This window comes from Roseiconus lacunae, from assembly GCF_008312935.1.
Classification (GTDB): Bacteria; Planctomycetota; Planctomycetia; order Pirellulales; family Pirellulaceae; genus Stieleria; species Stieleria lacunae.
Map to the genome: position 1 here is coordinate 406,102 of NZ_VSZO01000001.1, position 17,362 is coordinate 423,463.

At 54.6% G+C, this 17,362-nt stretch carries 13 protein-coding genes and 1 tRNA gene; 1 reads left to right on the top strand and 13 read right to left on the bottom strand.

Annotated elements, in window-relative coordinates; genetic code table 11:
• Positions 1-17: 17 nt before the first annotated feature.
• The 6 genes from FYC48_RS01430 to FYC48_RS27555 form a co-directional block, all read right to left on the bottom strand.
• On the bottom strand, positions 18-1,280 hold the full coding sequence (locus FYC48_RS01430; RefSeq protein ID WP_149494920.1) for an efflux RND transporter periplasmic adaptor subunit: 1,263 nt from the start codon (positions 1,278-1,280) through the stop codon (positions 18-20).
• A 51-nt stretch (positions 1,281-1,331) separates the two neighbouring features.
• On the bottom strand, positions 1,332-2,603 hold the full coding sequence (locus FYC48_RS27550; RefSeq protein ID WP_160149265.1) for a hypothetical protein: 1,272 nt from the start codon (positions 2,601-2,603) through the stop codon (positions 1,332-1,334).
• Between the two features lie 80 nt (positions 2,604-2,683).
• On the bottom strand, positions 2,684-3,592 hold the full coding sequence (locus FYC48_RS01445) for a YybH family protein (RefSeq protein ID WP_149494923.1): 909 nt from the start codon (positions 3,590-3,592) through the stop codon (positions 2,684-2,686).
• 44 nt (positions 3,593-3,636) lie between these two features.
• Positions 3,637-3,969: a putative quinol monooxygenase gene (locus tag FYC48_RS01450; protein WP_149494924.1), complete on the bottom strand. Its 333-nt coding sequence runs from the start codon at positions 3,967-3,969 to the stop codon at positions 3,637-3,639.
• Between the two features lie 261 nt (positions 3,970-4,230).
• Positions 4,231-6,240 carry a sigma 54-interacting transcriptional regulator gene (locus FYC48_RS01455; protein ID WP_149494925.1) on the bottom strand — a complete coding sequence of 670 codons (2,010 nt, stop codon included), beginning with the start codon at positions 6,238-6,240 and terminating at the stop codon, positions 4,231-4,233.
• Complete coding sequence (locus FYC48_RS27555) at positions 6,240-6,380, bottom strand: hypothetical protein (RefSeq protein WP_160149266.1); 141 nt, start codon at positions 6,378-6,380, stop codon at positions 6,240-6,242. The genes FYC48_RS01455 and FYC48_RS27555 overlap by 1 nt, the downstream gene beginning before the upstream one ends.
• A 219-nt stretch (positions 6,381-6,599) precedes the next feature.
• Here FYC48_RS27555 and FYC48_RS01460 point away from each other — a divergent pair, with 219 nt between their 5' ends.
• Complete coding sequence (locus FYC48_RS01460) at positions 6,600-7,730, top strand: amidohydrolase family protein (protein WP_149494926.1); 1,131 nt, start codon at positions 6,600-6,602, stop codon at positions 7,728-7,730.
• Here FYC48_RS01460 and gltS read toward each other — a convergent pair.
• The 7 genes from gltS to FYC48_RS01495 all read right to left on the bottom strand — a co-directional run bounded on the left by gltS (position 7,716) and on the right by FYC48_RS01495 (position 17,340).
• The gene (gltS, locus tag FYC48_RS01465; RefSeq protein ID WP_149494927.1) at positions 7,716-8,936 is read right to left on the bottom strand and encodes a sodium/glutamate symporter; all 1,221 of its coding nucleotides are present in this window, start codon (positions 8,934-8,936) and stop codon (positions 7,716-7,718) included. The genes FYC48_RS01460 and gltS overlap by 15 nt on opposite strands.
• Before the next feature lie 59 nt (positions 8,937-8,995).
• Positions 8,996-10,204, bottom strand: a complete 1,209-nt coding sequence (locus tag FYC48_RS01470; protein ID WP_149494928.1) for a hypothetical protein — start codon at positions 10,202-10,204, stop codon at positions 8,996-8,998.
• Positions 10,205-10,214: 10 nt separating this feature from the next.
• Positions 10,215-11,045 (bottom strand): universal stress protein, encoded by an 831-nt coding sequence (locus tag FYC48_RS01475; RefSeq protein WP_160149267.1) that lies wholly within the window; start codon positions 11,043-11,045, stop codon positions 10,215-10,217.
• A 1,501-nt stretch (positions 11,046-12,546) separates the two neighbouring features.
• A complete protein-coding gene (locus tag FYC48_RS01480) occupies positions 12,547-14,139 on the bottom strand; it encodes an OprO/OprP family phosphate-selective porin (RefSeq protein ID WP_235034015.1) in 1,593 nt (530 codons plus the stop codon).
• Between the two features lie 294 nt (positions 14,140-14,433).
• The gene (locus FYC48_RS01485; protein WP_149494930.1) at positions 14,434-15,114 is read right to left on the bottom strand and encodes a hypothetical protein; all 681 of its coding nucleotides are present in this window, start codon (positions 15,112-15,114) and stop codon (positions 14,434-14,436) included.
• A gap of 139 nt (positions 15,115-15,253) precedes the next feature.
• Positions 15,254-15,327: transfer RNA gene (locus FYC48_RS01490), tRNA-Val, on the bottom strand.
• Positions 15,328-15,627: 300 nt separating this feature from the next.
• Positions 15,628-17,340, bottom strand: a complete 1,713-nt coding sequence (locus tag FYC48_RS01495) for a DUF4153 domain-containing protein (RefSeq protein ID WP_149494931.1) — start codon at positions 17,338-17,340, stop codon at positions 15,628-15,630.
• Between the last annotated feature and the right edge of the window lie 22 nt (positions 17,341-17,362).

Genomic DNA, 17,362 nt, shown 5'->3' on the forward strand with positions numbered 1-17,362 from the left:
AACTCTCATTGCATGAATCACAACAGTTTCACCTCCTGGCCTTCACGCAGCGAATTCACGCCTGCCGTGACAACCTGTTCTCCGGCTTCTAGTCCTTGAAGTATTTGAATTCCCACCGGCGTTAACTCTCCCGTCTTCACGGCGCGACGGGATACCTTGCCATCGCCGACGATCCAGACATAGGTCTGTGAATCGTCTGCAGTAAAAACGGATCTGGCGGGGACGATGAAAGACTTGGCAACCTTTGTGTCGCCTCCCTCCGCGTCTTCGTCCGTCGCATGATTCCTGACCATTGCCGCCATCCCGGGCAAAATCTTGTTGTCTTCCGATTGAGGAACCTCGATCGTGACGGGGTACGTCCGTGTCGTCTGTGAGGCCTCCCTACCAACCTTTGTCACTTTGCCAACAAACTCGCGATCGGGAATGGCATCGAAGCGGCAAAGAACTTTTTTTACCTGTGGCACAAGTCCAATCAGTGTCTCCGGGACTTGAACGGTGACTTCGATTTCTGAAACATCAAATAGACGGACAATCGGTTGTTTGGCCTGGACCCTCTGAAAGTTATCGACGTAACAGATTGATATCTCACCGTCGAAAGGCGCCCTAAGTGTCGCGTCGTCCAGTTGATTTTCGGAGGCGGCGACCGCAGCTTCCAGCGAGCGGATCTCAGCACGCTTGGCTTGAATATCTTCTGGGCGTGCCCCGGCCATCCCGATGTTCAATGCCTCTTGTGCACTTTCGACCTCGGCCTTGGTGCGTTTGGTCCTTGCTAATGAAATATCAAAATCGGTCTTGGAAACCGCTTGATTCTTAATCAGACGCTCATTGCGTTCGTGTTCGGCAATTGCTTGCTCCTTGCTTGCTTCCGCCTGTGCGAGGGCTGCTTCTAGTTGTTCGATCTCTTCCGGCCGAGCACCACTTTGCATTGCCGCCAGATTCGCTTTGGCACGTTCCAGATTAGCTTGGTTACTTGCCAGCGCGGTCTCAAAATCACGAGGATCGATCGCCGCGATGACGTCACCTTTTTTTACCACTGTCCCCACATCTACGGGCAGCGCGACGAGGGGACCGGAAACCTGAAAAGACAGTTCTACATCGTCCTTGGCTACGGCACGTCCGGGAAACTCACGCCCGCTGATCGCGGTTAAGTCTCCGACCTGGACGGTGCGCACCGGCCGAATCGGCGAGGCTTCCCGTTGAGAGCCGCCACATCCGGCAATCGCGATTATGATCGCCATACCCGAGATCGTCGTTTGAATATGCTGTGGAATAGATTTCATCCCAACACGTTCCCTGTCAAATGTTGCTGAACGTCGATGATTGTTGCACGCCTATGGCTGTTGAGTTTGTGGATCATCCATTCGTACCAACAACCACTGCTGAGTTGTCCCGTCGGCAAAATGGACCAGAGCAGGCGCGGTATCCTTGGTCAGATTGGCAATTCCCGTTTCCATAATGGGGCGGGGCTTCCCAACAACGTTCCACGCCGACCGCTGCGATTCCTTGTCGACCATCCCTTCAATGGTCTGTGTGCTGTTGGTGGCAGTGTCGTTAAGTGAACCGGAGATGATGCCTTCTTTGCTGATCACCAGCTGAAGAAACAGAGTTGGCTCGGGACCAGATTCTTGGCCATCCGGCGTCAATGCAAAAACTCCCAGCGGCATCCACTCGCACTGCTCGGCTGGGATCTCTGGGGCGCTCGAAGCGATCTCCGCAGCCTGCGCCGCGTACTCTTCCTCGGTCGCAATGGCTTGTTCGCCCTGATACACAGCGCCATCTTGGTAGTAAACGGTTTCGCCATAGTCATAGTAGATCGGCTCGGACCAACCATATCCCACCCAGCCCGTCACACCTCCCCAGGCTGCCCAACGGAATGGACGTGTGATGGCCCAGGCGCCCCACAATGGATGGTCCGACCAAAAGTCTCGGATGGGCGTGTCATTGATTTGGTCACGAATTTCGTCGCGCCGGTTCGAACGCATCTCATAGCGTTCGTTTCGATTTTCGATTCGATCCGGACGGTTTCCTGCGAGTGACCGGTCAATCGAAGGTCGATTCGCAATGCCGGGGCGGTTGGCCGGTAGATTGCTCGGCCGGGCACCTGAATCGCGCAAGAAATCAGCTGCGGCACCTCCGGCAATGCCACCGGCAACTCCTCCGGCAATGTTGGATGGTCGATTACTCGGACGATTGGCGGGCCGCGTCCCGCCGGAGGTCGGCAAATCGAGGAAATTTTTCAAGTCGCTGGAACTGGGACGGCCGCCCCGGCTTGGCAGTGTTCCCACGCTCGGTCGCGTTCCCGCACTGGGCCGTGTTCCCGCACTGGGCCGTGTTCCCGCACTGGGCCGTGTTCCCGCACTGGGCCGTGTTCCCGCACTGGGTCGTGTTCCTGTACTGGGCCGTGTTCCTGTACTGGGACGTGATGTCGGCATGGTCGGCCGACTCATCGATGGGGTGCGTCCGACGGATGGCCGCGAGTAGCCTCCGCCACGGCTCATACCTCCACCGCGCATTCCGCCACCACGACCGCCACGGGCGGAAACTTCGGTGGGAACCCAAAGACACAGAGCCACGACGGTCGCTAGCAGTATCAAGCGATTCATTAGTTTAAGTTCCTTGCGTCGGTAATAAATAGTTGCGGCAAGCATGAACTGTGTTCAAGAAAGCGAGACGTGTGGATCGATCACTTGGGTTGCGCTGCTGATTGCTGCCGGACCACTACCACTTCGTCAACGTTGGGTAAAAGCTCCCCGTCAGCGATGCGGCTCATGGATTGCCAGGTGAATCGATTGTCGTCGACATAGGTAATCACGTTGGTCGCGCTGGTCTTGCTTCCGCTTGGCAGGGTTCCTGAGTTGTAGATGTACCAAGCTCCGTCGCGTTTGCTCCAAATGGCTTCACCGACTCCTCCGGCAGAGTCAAACACCCACGACTTGATCTTTCTGCGTGTTGGGTCCCACCCGATCAACTGCATTCCCGAGTGTTCGATTTGATCTCCAATCGTCAACGAATACATCTGGCAGATGAAGTTGCGGTTAGCTGTCCACCGGTAGCGTGTTTCAATCCTCGCATGATCATCTTCATCGACCCACGTTCCGATGATCCAACCCAATTCTTTAAGCCGCTCGTAATTGGGCCCCGTCGTCGGGGTCAGCTTTTCTGAAACCCGATCCAATAGCCAATTCCCGTCGCGTTTGACATAGACTGCCGAATACTCCGTCTCCTCAGGCTCTTGGCCTGGTGGCGTCACCGTCGCCACTCCACTTTCCAACGCCACCGTCGGCGACATGAATTGAATCCACTTGGACGACACGGCCAACGCGGTGTCTTGGTTCTCTTGGAAGATCGATGCAAACTGCTGTTCGATTGCCTCGCGGCCGACCACTTGCTCCTGGGTGCCGGGGTTCGTATAGACTGCTTCGGGCGACCACAAGGCTGCCAGTGATTTTGCGTCCCCACGGTTGTAGGCGTCAACGTAAGCTTTCACCGCCTTACCAATTGCGGCTTCTTCGGCATCTTGGCTGGATGGTGAATCCTGCCCAAAGGCTGTGCAGCAGAGAGCCAATGAAAAAACGATCGTCAATAGTTTCATTTGCTTGTCGCCAAAAGAATTATGTGTGCAGATCAGCTGCTCGGTCATGTCGCTCGAGTGTTGATCGCCTCTAACATCACTTCCATCCCACCAACTGCGTCCAGACGACTCACATTCAATTGTGGCACTTCCGTCGACATGTCGATGTACGGCAAGATGTGCCGAAATCGATTCGATCGAAAGTGTTCTTCCAATTGTTCGAGCCGGTCCCACTGCACTAAATACGTAATCGCATTTGCGTTGGCGGCGTCTCGAAGGATTCGGCATGCGTGACAGCCGTAAGTGACCTCTGTCGGACCTGACAAGCTTTGGAGTACCGTCAGGAACTCATCTCGTTTGTCGGCCGGGGGCACAACTCGCAGTAATGCTTGGATCATGTACACGCCTCATTTCACCACCGCTGTGAACGCGTCGGGTCGATACGCGGCTTGCAAGGCAACGCGCATGCCGCGGAACATGCAAAATTCAGAAAAGGACGTAAGTCATTGCCACTGCATGAGTTTCAGCATGGGCTAATTTGTTAGCCACGGCTAAATCAACTCCAACTATTGGAGTTACTCCAAAATTTTGGATCCGGGCGTGGTCAGTCAGCCCTGTCGGTGCTCGCTGGACTTGTCGGTGCTCGATGGAACTGGCACCTACTCACGTGAAGAATCAGTCGACCGGCCAGGCCGTTTGATCTCGAGTTTTGCCATTCGGGCTTCGAGCGTCGTTGGCTTCAGTTCAAGCACTTCTGCTGCGCCACCGCTACCACGGATACGCCATCCGGTTTTCTCGAGTACACCCAGGATATGATCTCGTTCGGCTTGCTTTAACGACTTGCCCGCCAATCTAGTGCTTTGGGGGCCAGAAGGCAGTTCCACGATCAATGTATCATCATCGGTTAAGATCATAGCGCGTTCGATGGTATTGCTTAACTCACGCACATTCCCGGGCCAATCGTATTGCTCCAATCGTTGCATCGTGCTTCGCGGGATATGCTTGATCACCTTTCCCATCCGGCGTCCGATCGATTCGACATACGCCCACGTCAGAAGCGGGATATCATCGCGTCGTTCACGTAAAGGCGGAATGCGAATGGGGAATACATTTAGCCGGTGATAGAGATCGGCACGAAACCTGCCATCGTGATTAGCTTGTTCCAGGTTGCGATTGGTAGCTGCGACGATCCGTACGTCAACTGTCACCGTCTGTAGGCTTCCCAGTCGTTCAAAGCGACCGTCCTGCAGCACTCGCAATAGCTTGGCCTGCAGCTCCAATGGCAATTCGCCTATTTCATCCAAAAACAACGTGGAACCGTCGGCTAATTCGAAGCGTCCAGGCTGGGCTGATGCAGCTCCCGTGTAAGCGCCAGCCACCCGGCCGAACAGTTCGCTTTCAATCAACGTGGCTGGCAGCGAGGCGCAGTTGACGATAATCATCGGGCGGCCGTAGCGGTTGCTCTGCTCGTGTATCGTCTGGGCGATCAGCTCTTTGCCGGTCCCTGTCTCACCGGTCAATAGGACGGGTGCGTCGGTCTTGGCCACACGCCCTGCGTCCGTCAGCACGCGCATGATTCCGCTGCTGCGGCCGATGATTCGCTGATGGTGGTGCTTTAGGGTGATCTGTTCGCGGAGATAATGATTGTCCTGCTCAAGTCGCTGTCGAAGCTGCTCATTCTCTTTCATCGCTTCACGCAAAAATTGATCAGTCCTCCGCCGCAACAATGCGTTGGCGAATACTTCACCAATTAATTGCAGCCGAGAAATGACCTCGCTCGACCATTCACAGGGCTTCTTTATAAACGCAAACGTGAGTCCTCCCATGACAATGCCCCCTGCTTTCAGCGAGACCGTCACGTTGGATTTTATCCCGTGTTTCAGGCAGTATTGACGTTCGCCATCGGCGTCGGGGGGAAGGTCATCGAGAACCGATCGGATGAAGACACTCTTCCCTCGTCGGAACTCATTGATAAACCACGGCAATCGCGCAACGGCGAACGGCCCGAGCGGAAACGGTTGACAGCCTGGCACCGCGTACGAATGCGTGATCGATACTTCGTTCTCGTCGTCGACGAATTCGACAAAAGTGCTTCGGTCGTTCCCCAGGAACTGAACAATCGTCCGAAGTCCCTCGTCGATACGGTTGTCCAATTGATCACATGGCAAATTGACGAAACCCGCTGAGAGATTCGCAAGCATTCGCTCGAATTCAAGTTGTTCCTGCAATCGTTGAGTATCGCTAGCTTGCTCCGCAGCTTCGAAGATTGTCATGCCGATCAATGCTCTGCTAGTGCAGTCCAAGCGGGTGAGGTGGACTTTTACCGGCTCACTTCTCTCGGCAGTATCTTTGATTCGGAATTCAAAAGTGGCGGACCGTTCCTCGCCGCAATGACACCCGTTGACGTATTCCTCGACGGAGCGGACGTCGTGGGGCTGAACAAAGTCCAAAAGTCGTGCGCCAACAAGCGAGTCTGCCTCTTGCCCGAGCAGTTGCGCCATGGCTGAATTAACATACGCGATCCGATGATGATACAAGGCGAACGCACCCGCCGGCAGGTCTTCGCAAAGCCTTCGAAAGCTACCTAACGGCTGGGACACCACATCATCTAGCGTGTCGAGCAGGGATAAATCAGGAGAAGATTTCAGGTCGGAAGTTGGTTCGCCCATTAAAGCCACTCCTCGCAGTACACACGATCATCGTAGTTGAAGCAGTAGGTGCCAGGAGCTTCGTAAAGCTCGTCCTGCACACTGGTTAACTCGGCCGGGGCAATCAGATCCGCCGAACCATTTTCGCCGTATACTAGCAAGAATTGTAATTCGACCCGAATCAGCTTAGGAAAGAGTAGAGGATTTCATCGAGAAGCCACAGTCGGCGAGCACTGCCCATGAGCACTACCCGGTAGCTAATTGCGAAGACCCCGTGACAGCGATGCGGTGGGTAATGGTACTTTCGCAATTTCTTAACGTGATTGAATCCTCATCAGAACAGATTTTTAAGTCGCGAATCATCGCATTGAGAGCCCCGAATGTTGAAGCCACTTTGCACAAGCTGTTGTTTTTTGCTCGCCATTTATGGGCTGATCGATCCGCATACCGCCAGGGCTCAACCGTCAGGCAATAAACAACAGGAGTTTCTCTTTCATGACTCCCACTTTCACCTGACAAATTACGTCCAAGAAGGGACCGATATTCGGGAATTCCTGGAGATCATGGACGACAAAGTAGGACGCAGCATGCTTTGTGGGATTCCGTTGCAACAGCAGTGGATGTACGAAAGCACAGGGGACTTTGCCCCGACCTACTATACGCAGACCGATGCGCCGCTCTATTACTATTCCTTTACCGATGCGATGATTGCCCACGCCTTCCTGCGGCTGACACCGGAGCAGCGGAAACGTTTTGATCCGATGATTACGGGTTTCAACCCCACGGACATGTACGCAGCGGACCACATTCGTAGGGTGCTTGCGACTTTCCCCGGCGTATTCTCCGGGATCGGAGAGTTCTCAATCCACAAGGAATTTGTCTCTTCAAAAGTGGCCGGCGAAGTGGCTACGGTTGAGAATAAAGCCCTCGATCGTATTCTTGAATTTGCCGCAGAAGCTGGGCTTCCCGTGGTCCTGCATTGTGATGTCAACATGCCGTTTCCAAAGCCAGATCAAGATCCTTACATCGTTGAAAAGCTGAGAGGGTTGGCCCGTCAGCATCACGACACTGTTATTATCTGGGCCCATCTTGGACTCGGACGCGTCGTGCGGCCCGTGGAAAATCAGTTGGACATGGTGGAACGCGGATTGAATGATTCGGAATCCAAGAATCTTCACTTCGACATCTCTTGGGATGAGGCCGCCAAGTACTTGGTGGGATCGCCAGAGGCGGTCCAGAAAACCGCCGACCTGATCAACCGGTTTCCGGAGCGATTTTTGTTTGGCACCGATAGCGTCGCCCCGGAAACACAGCAAGACTATATGAAGGTGTACCGTCTTTACGAGCCTTTGTTTGCGAAGCTCACTCCGGAAGCGAAGCAAATGCTGCTGAAAGGAAACTACGAACGGATCTTTGACCAAGCCCGCCGGAGTGTTAGGCAATGGGAGGCTGATCACTTGGGCCGGCGAACGCCTATCGATTCCGAGCAGTCTGCTTCAGGTTCCCGGTAGCGGGGCCTCTTGTAACATCGGAAGCCCGATGAAGAACTTGATTACCATCGCGTTGATTAGATCGATGAAGAATGCCCCGGTGAGTGGAATGACGAGAAATGATTTGAACGAAGGCCCGTGTTTGGCGGTGACGGCGTTCATGTTTGCGATCGCAACCGGAGTCGCGCCCATTCCCAGTCCGCAGAATCCACCGACGATCACCGCCGCGTCGTAGTCGCTTCCCATGACTCGGAAAATGACGAAGACCGCAAACAGAGTGATCACTAGGATCTGGATGCAGAGCACCAGAAAGATTGTACTGAAGGCGCCTGAGAGGGAAGATAGGTCCATGCTCATCAGGCTCATTGCCAGAAATAGCTGCAGTGCGATTTCACCTACCTTGTCGTAGTCACTGACGCATAAGGGGCGCCGCATCTGATCGGCGAGGTTGGTGATCAAAATGCCAATTAGCATGGCGGTTAAGAAACCGGGCAGTTTTATGTCATTGGAAAATAGCCAACGGTTGACGACTTCACCGCAGGAGAGGCAAGCCGCGATTACCAGCATGATGCCCAACGCACGTCGCAGCGAGTATTCAGGTTCATCTTCGGGCTTGTCAGTTACCGTGATCTGGTTTCCTTGTGCTTCAGTTGGAGTAAGCTTGTGCTTCTTGATCAAGAGTTCTGCCGCTGGGCCACCCACAATCCCACCGGCAATCAGTCCAAACGTGGCAAATGCGATACCGGTCAGCGCGGCGTTTGGCAAACCCGCTGCTTCAGCGTCGTTGCCCCAGGCAATCGCGGTTCCGTGGCCGCCCGCCAAAGAGACACTTCCCGCAAAAAGTCCATAGCCCGGGTGAACACCGATCGCTTTGGCAATGAGCACACCCGTCGTATCTTGAAGGGCGAGAAACACAGCCGCGCAAACTACGAGTAGGGCCAGCGATTTACCGCCGGCGGACAAGCGAGAAAGCTTTGCCGACGTACCGATCGTCGTGAAGAACACCATCAGTAGCGTGTCGCGAATCGACATGTCGAAAACAATCCCCACTCCGCCGTAGGCTGTGATCACAGCCACGATGACGCTGCAGAGAAGCCCACCGGTTACGGCAATCGGAATACTGAACCTGCGCAGCAGTTCAACCTTTTGGGTAATCGCGTTTCCGACGACCAGGACCAAAATCGCTAGGATGATGATGTCCGATCCTTCGACGATGATTTCGTTCATGATTGATCCTTATCCATGCGAATATTCGCGGCATGATGCAGGTGATTGGCAATCGGCGATTATAAAGGCTGGACTTCAATCAACTCTTCAGAATGGCCTCCCAGCGCGCGGCACTGCTGAAGCCGTTGCTTGATCTCATCAAGAATTTGGTTGGTCCGCTCTCCGCCAAGCCCACCGTAAACTGATTGGAATTGTTCACGGGAGATTCCTTCTGGTAGGCCCGCGACCGGTGGGCAATAATCTCCCGCCTTCAAACCGTCACGGACTTCCGCCTGGAATGCCAACGCAGATGCCGCATTTTGGGTTGCACGCTGAGCCAGCAGCACTCCGGCACGATCCGCCGTCAGGTCGGCGAAAGAAAATCCTGAGCCCCCGGGGTTGGAGTCCATTAATTCCTTGATCGCCCCTACGGCGGTCGAGCGATTACCATCTGAGAGCACAGACAGTGCCGCGCTCACCCAGTAATGTCGCGGCAAATCCCCCCTGCCATGCAGTTTAACTTTCCGGCGCAGTCGGCCAATCGCCTTATGATGTGAGCCGTCGAAGGCGCTCCGCGCCAAGGTTGCGACATACTCGTCACCGAGGATAACGCCGAGTGCTAGGATCGCGGCCTGGTTGGTGTGCACAGGATCGGCGGCCGGGCTATTTTCTTCAGCAAACTGAAAGGCGATCGCGACACATTCGGCAAAGCCCGGGTCGCCGGCTGGTATGTCCTCGGCATTGCTTAAGAGTTGCACTCCCGCGATTCGGGCACTACGTTCCAAGTCGGTTGATACGCCCCGTGGAATGGCCCACATGAAAAAGCCTGCGAGCCCCAAGACTAGCATAAGCTTCGCCGTTCGATTGGCTCGCAAGGCAAGTTCTGTGGCGGCACCGATGATCGTAAAGGCGATCGCGAACTGAATCTGCAGGGAAATAGGAAAGTATCCATAGTTAGCCCACATTGCCGCGATGGCCAAGATCGGTGCCCCCACGAACGTGACGATTATGGACTGCCATCGCGGGAGTCGACTGCACCCCATAGCCACAAGAAAACCAAGTAATCCCAAGCCGCAGGCACGAAGTAGAAGGGCCGTGGCGGCTCGTGCCGATGCGTCTGCGAGGCTGGTTATCTTGCTGACGGCGTTAACCGCGACATCGGGTGCACCGAGGGGACGCGGGTCGGGAGCAACGCTCAAAATCGCAAACCAAACCAATGCAGCCGCGCAGCCAACGAAAGGCGATAGGCCAGCGGGGCGTGACGGCTGGTGAATAATAACCCTTTCCATGGCTTTCCCACTATGAAGGGATGGCGAGCACAGGGCAGGGCGCGTGGCGAAGCACCTTGTCGGTAGTCGTGCCACGAAGAATATCGAGGAACCCGTGAACGCCTTCGGTCACCATCACGATCACGTTGCTTTTGTACTCGGCTGAGAACGCCTCAATTTCTGTGGCCGGATCGCCAGAAGGAATGACAACTTGTTCGACATGCCACGGGACGTCGGGAATGTTAACACTAGGCATTTCGTTCGATCCGACATGTAGAAGGGTGAGCTTTGCGTCTTCCGTCCCGTAGGCCTCCAGCGCCCGTACAGCGCGTTCAATTGCTTCGTCAGATCGCGGCTGATGATCGACGGGAACTAAAACTCGCTTCATCGTTACTTCCCCCGTCTCCAAGGAGACACAGCCATGGCTATTGTTTGGTACAAACAGTGTCGGCATGTGGGCTTGGTGGGCGATTTTTTCAGCAGTCGAAGGGTGGATCCAAGCGGATAGGCCATCGCGTCCATGTGTCGAAAGAACGAGGAGGTCAATCGGACGATGGTCTAGGTAGTTGACGATCGACGTCACGACGTCCTCGCTTTCGGCGATCACCTTTTCGATGCCAACCCCAATCTTTTCTCGGATCTCTCTCCTTGCAGTCCCCGGCTCGATCAGTTTCCAACGCTCGAGCGTCGATCGAATGGCGGGAAACCGATCCCAGTCCTCGTAAGTGTCTTCCCCTACATGCAGCAACGAAAGATTCGATTGGTTGGTCAAAGCCAGTCGAAGTGCATGGGCAAAAGCGAGTTGGGAACCGGCCGAAAAATCCGTAGGATGGAGAATGAAACGTGCTGGCTGAGTAGACATCGGCGTAGACTGGATTTCTGATCTGAATGACTGAAGCCTGAATGCAAGCTTGGGCTCACACATAGTGACAAGCCAAGATTGTGGATGGGGTAAGGCACGATTGCAACGATAGAGTCTTTGATGTCTTGATCAAAATATGATGAATCCAGTTCCTCCGCACTTCGCTCCGGAGGCTTCGCAAAGTCTGGGTGGCGTTGCGAGAAACTACTAACCATCGATTTGTGTCGTCAACTCAGCCGCTCTGTCGTTTCTCTCAATAGCTCGATGCTCGAGTGCTCATCAACTCGCTCGATCCGGTAGTGGTCGGAGAAACCCGGATCGTTTCGGTGCCAATGGCAAAACACGTTGTGATACCGGCAGCTCCAGCCAAACTTGGGAAGAATGTGGTGCTGATTCAACTTGCTTAGCGATCCTAAGATACTGACCTTATGTCGCTCGATAAGTTGCCAATCAACTCCGGTTTTTCCTACCGCAGCGTGCAGATAGTTCACGAACCACTGGCCATCTATGTCGCGGCAAATCGAACTGTCCGCACCATGTAAACCCTCCTCTGCCACCGCAGCCGACAGTTTGGGCAACGGTTCTGCCAGGATAACTCGCGGTACGATTGAAGCCTTTGATTCCAGTTCGTAAGATTCAATCAGAGCGGGTCCGAAAATGATTTCGTCGGAGATGCAAATGGGGCCTAACGACAAAGCCCCTCTCACAAAAAATCCATGTAGGGCCATGTGCAATTGGTAGTGTTGCACGCAATGTACCGCAATCTGTGTGGCATCGTATTTTGTGACGCTAGCCCCGTCTGTGGGAAACCCAAAAACTAGATTGTCACTGAAGAACTTGAGTGCCCAACAATTTGGGCCGGCCATCGAGTGATGGGCGAATGATTCTCGCACCATTGCTCGCGATTTCTGAATCGCAGAGGCGACCCGGTTTAAGATTGCCTGCGATTCTTCTGGCGCACTCAACGTCTTTGAGAGTTGGGAAAAGCCCAGCACATCGATGAAACCCGTCACGGACGGACGAAGCTTCGGCTTGCCGTCGGAATCGGTATATGGATCTTGCGCATGCATGACAATTTCTAATTGGGATCGTGATGTCGCTAAAAATTTATGGCTGCAATTGCTTCGGAAGTCCGCACGGTGACAGATGCGGATGAACCGAATGTCAAATCATCGTGATTGGTGGAGGCAAACACGAATCCGAGCATCTTCTTCAGTTGGGCTGTTTTGGTCCGTGAACAGTGGACTCTGTTTCAGTCAGTTACAGCAATGGGTCCTCGTCCTAATATATCGTGAAAAGGGGATTAGCTTGTCCATAGCGTCAAGGGGATACGCTCCAGGGGAGACCTGTGAAGCCGGAGGGCTTCCAGAAAAAAAGTTTGCATAGCGATTTTGCTCGCCAGGTTCATCTTATTGGTCGAGAACATGGCCTTAGAAGTCATCCCGGTGATGACCTTGACTTGAGGGCAGCGGACACCGAGACAAATGTTCGCGGACGAGTGTTAGAACTCAGCCTGAAACTGTGTCCTGAACAAGGTGCCGTCATCACCGACCAGGATATCGCTAGTGCGATTTTGAAGTGGGCTGCCGTCGAGTTGCGTGAAGTCGAATGAGAACTTGACCGTGGGCTTGGACAGGGGGTACCAGTTGAAACCGGCGGCACACTCCGATCCGTTGCCAAAGTCACCTTCCACATAGGAGAAACGCAAGTTGACATCAAGCGTCTGAGCAACCAAGAACTTCCCTCCTTCGACGTAACATCCGTTTTGAATCGTCCCGTCGACTGGCAATGCGCCATCCGAATGGAGGCTCTCGATCCAGCGGATAAATACTTCCGAGGTCGCGCTCCAGCCACGATGCTTCCATGCTAGGTCGATTCCATAAAGCCAGAGGTCAAACTCAGAAACGGTGACGCCCGGAGCCAGGGCGCCCGTCTGAGTCAAACGGGTTCCGTCCGTGAGGCGAAGGAAGTCGCTTTCATCAAGTGGAATGCCCGATTCGTTACTCGCTTGAGGCGAATACACCATCGAATGACCGATCCGCAAAAGCGCATTGGAACTGCAATCGAAATCGACGATCTGTCCGCCAAAGTCCCCTAACGGATCGAAGAAACTGGTCGCCGCAAATGTGAACTGGTTATCAGAAACTGCTTCGGGGAGATTCGCGGTGCGGTAACCGTTGCCAACCATCAATTCATAGTGCCCGTGCTGGGCAAACTTGCCGACGCCGAAGATGCCGACGGTTCGATCCGGTCGAAAAAAGTCGTTGGCCATTGGACGGTCGATAAATCGGGTTCTCCTGGCGCCCAGGAGCCATTGCCGGCTTGCCGTGACTTTTCGTTTTCCCATTTGGATCTGAAAACGATCCGTTAGCTGCCAGGCCCACCAATAGTCGAAAAAGTCGACCGTGTGGAAACCGTCGGTGTCACCGTCGAGCTGAAGAAAGTAGGTGAGCCTTGGGTCGACGGCGAACCCACGAAACGTTAACCGGGCGCGTTCAATGTCAAACACATTGCGATTGAGAACGGGGCGGGTGATCCCAGCGTTGTCCGTCCATGTCTCCGTGTGTCGCGAGAATGCGTGGTGGCGAAACTGGATCCATCCATTCAACTTTACCTCGTAAGGAGACTTCGTTTTATCAAACGGTCGCATGACAAAACCGCGGTCGTAGTCGGCGTAAACATCGAGCGTTTTGAATTTGCTCGAAGCGTCGATCGAATCGCAGTCTGCTTCCACCGGTAATTCGGTAACCAGTGGCACTCGCTCGATCATGCCTGGCGTGCAAGATCGGTCGGCCCTGTCTGGGCGGACCACCAAACAACTCCCCTCGTCATCAAGCCGTTGGCGAAGTTTTTCGATTTCCCCGGCTTGCTGGGTCAGCTGGGTTTGAAGTTGTTCCAACGTCGCCGGTGACGTCTCGATCGGATCGATCGCGTTGGCGGATAGCGCAAAGGCGAGAACCAGGACGCTGAGCAGGAAATGGCGATTGGACAAGACAAACAGCCTCTCGAAAAGGATGGCAGTCCGCAATGAGCCTTCGGCAACGGTGAGCTTTCGGCAACGATAAGTTCTCGGCAAGTCGAGCAGCGCGGTCATGAACGTGGCGCTGATCGAGAGGAACGAGCCAACATTGACGACATCGGTAGGATTGCGTCAGATCCAAAGGCTGCCCTGGTGCGGAGTAACCGATCCAATGTGTTCTTCGTGCACGACCCACATAATCGGCACAGTTTGTTCCGTGGGATGTAGTCCTCTTCGCGTATGCTCCACACGACTGCAGCGCCCCGTGCCCGCGAGCGTTCAAATCGAGCGTCCGATTCAGTTGCCGAAATGGGAAAGGAGCGACGCTTGAAGCCCAAACGAGTCAGCGCGCTGGGGCGATGTTCATGTTCACACCGTTGCGCGGACAAGACCTCTGCCGACAGCATAACTGTTGCTGTCTTGTACGCGTACCATTGCCTTCAGCGTTAGGCTGAGGTGGGCGGCAGTCGATCGGACGTCGTCAAGGTTCACTGGGCTTCGCGGTACCGACTCCTTCGCGGTGGTCTGCCCTCGCCGAAGCGACTCCAGGGATTCCAACGCTTTCAGTTGTTCTGCCGTCACAAGCTCGCGCGACACACCGAATTTGAAGATCCGGACGATGTTGCGAGTTTGCTGATTGACGTAGTTGCGGCAGTTGCCTGAAGCAACGAACAGGTCACGAACGTCCGCCAGCTTGATCGGTCCGAACGCATCGAGCGGGAGGTCGCTGTATTCGTCTTCAAGCAGTGTGCAGAGATTGGAGAATCGCCTGCGCTCGTGCTTGTTGTTCGCGTAGCGACTCTTGAGGTTTTCGCGAAACTCGGCAGTGAGACACGCGATCGTCAGCGGCAGGTCGATTTGGTGCGTCGGAACGTCATCCGGCATCTTCTGCCCGTTGGCGTTGTAGATCGCCAGCAGGTTGTGGTACCGGGCGTATGACTCCGGTGAGTCGTACTCGCCGAGGTAGTACGCCTTGCGGTTCAAAAAGACGCGGGCTTGGCCGGAGGTGTGGAACTTGTAGCCCGGCATCGGGCTGGGTTTGCGTGGCATGGAAAGGCCCTCTTCAAAAACCGTTTGTAGTACGGGTTACTACAAACGAAGTTGAAAACGGGCCGCGCCGCGTGTTGCGGGAAACGACCACCAGTCGTTCCGGCCGGTAAAAAACGAGTCCAAACTCGTGTACTAGAAGTGGGCGATACTGGATTCGAACCAGTGACCTCTGCCGTGTGAAAGCAGCGCTCTAACCAACTGAGCCAATCGCCCGGATAGGATTCGATTGATAACGATGCCCTCAGAATGACATCGTAAATCGTCTGCTCGGAATCTTCTCCGTTGATTGCACAATACCCTGCCGAATTGGCAGGTGCAAGGCCCGTTTGTTTCCCCCTTGTCGATTCGTTGCGTTTCAGACGACTGGCTGTCGCGGTAATCCTAACGATGAATGCTCCCGAGACATGGTACCTCAATTTGAGTATTGCCCGCTGCGTTCTGTCGCTCGATGCGGCCAACAGGGAACTTGCCCGAATGGCTGATTCAAAGGACACGCTCTGCCGCTTACCACACCTAATACCACTTCATCGCGTAGTCTTCAAAGGTTGTGATCGCGTGCTCACGCTTCCAATGATTGTCGAGGTACGGCAACAGTTGTGATTCAAGCGAGGCCAGTCGCTTGTATAGCCGATCAGTCGACCACTGGAACATCGTCCAATGCCAGGTGACTTCGGCAAACTCTTGTTCGATTTGCAATTGGCGTTCGGCCAAGATGGCTCGCACGCCTTCGCGAATGACCGGATCTTCGGCATCGACCAATGGGATGATCGCAAGGTAGCCAAACTCATCCTTTTCTTTCACTGCGACCATCACCGATGGATGCAGATATCCAGACAGGACTCGCGCGGTGTTGTAGCGGTGCGTGACCCAGTCCGACGGGAAAATTGTCAGTAACATTATGCCGAGGACAAACGCGGTCGACTGAGACCGAAGCAACCACCAAAAGCCTTTCTGGTAGGCTATCTTGATCAAGACCAATATGAATCCGGCGACGACGATGGTGGTGCCAAAGAAACCTACGATTCGCATCCACGTTAGGCCATTGTATCCGACATAGATCATCAGCCGGTTATAAACACTGACGGCTAACAACAGATTCATTGCCGACCAAATCCAAGCGAGCTTTTTCAAACTCATGATCCGGCGGTCCTGGAACATCGTTCCCCGGAAGACCACCGATAAAGTTACCGTGGCCAACAACAATGCGACGGTCAACCAGGCGGCGCCTTCGTGAGCATAACCGGCATAGTAAAAGCCTTCGGGGAACTCGCGTTTGTAAAGTGTCTGGAATTCAAACACCAAGTACACCGCGAACAGCAGGTTCAAACACAGCAGCATATTTCGATAGGCGACCGACAGGAGCGCCGTGTCAGACGAACCGGCTATGCCGGTCTCTCGATCAATACCACCAATTCTGCTTTTTCCCCAGAGCGGAAAGAACAACCCGACCCCCATCAGTAGAGCGAGCGCACAGAAAGGAGCTTCCCACGTGTCGATTCGTTCGAGCCACTTCCAGGTCCAGTCACTTGCCCAGCTCCACGCGGTGGTAACCCGCGTCAACAGATCTGGGTTTGCCAGCACAAAGAGTGTCGCAAACGCTACGGTGGCAACCAGGGGGATAAGCCAAGCAATCGACGCGCCAGGAACGGATTCGGACGCTGCAGACCGACGCACCGACGGCAAACGGTGCCGCAACAGCCAGCGAATCCCGTCCAGCGGCGCCCAAAACATCATCGCCATCGATTCGGCGGCCCAAGGAGGAGCCCCTGAGAGAGCCAACCCGAACGCCATGGTCAGCAACACCGCACTGCCTATCACCCATCCGGTGCCCACCGTGGCAAGTCGCAGGCAAGCAAAACCAATGAGCAACATCAAGAAGCACAGCAGCACGCTGGAACGCTTGACGTTGTTTGCACTGCCCCCACTGTCATCGCTCGTTTTCCAATGTGTCGCCAGGATGAACAGCGGCGCGAGCATGAAGAAAACAGCCGGACCAGAAAAGCCGTGAGTTCGATAGATCAGCCAATCGGCACTCGCGGTCCAGGCGGCAATGACGAACGCGACGAGCAGGGTCATCCGGCGACGCGGTTCGTTGCCATCGCCGTCGCTTGGAGGTGCTAGATCAAGAGATGCTGAATCGACATGCGTCGGCTCGGCGGTGGAACTCGAGCCCTGGGAAGGATCGCTCGAGTTAGAGAACGATCCTGTTTCGCTTGGGTTATTCATCGCCACGCTCCCGTCTCAGCCG